General features: G+C 61.3%; 1 pseudogene. It reads right to left on the bottom strand.

The features are described from left to right. Window positions 1–331: pseudogene (locus tag E0D98_RS26270) on the bottom strand (hypothetical protein); the annotation flags it as partial.

Here is a 331-nt window from a genome sequence, read left to right as displayed (position 1 = left end):
CGGGTCAGCAACGTCTGACCGGTGGTGGTCAGCGCCGCCCGGATACGCCGCGCATCGTCTGCCACCTGGTAACAGATGCTTCGTACTGCATTGCGCACCGCATCAAGAACTGCCCTGATTTCTTCCTCCGTCAGCCATTCACCGGCATACGGGAAAAACACCTGCGTTCCGTCTGCCGGAAGTACCGGCAGCGCCTGCCACTGACTGCCGGACAGTACAAGTTCCGCCACGGTTCCGGTCAGTTTTTGCATGGCAGACGCCAGGACCGGCGGCAGCACGCCATCATGGCGGCTGATAAGTAACGTCGCCAGCCGGGATACATCCAGTCGCA

Source organism: Escherichia sp. KCJ4928 (assembly GCF_004352695.1).
Taxonomy (GTDB): domain Bacteria; phylum Pseudomonadota; class Gammaproteobacteria; order Enterobacterales; family Enterobacteriaceae; genus ECMA0423.
This window is presented reverse-complemented; position numbering and strand designations above follow the sequence as displayed.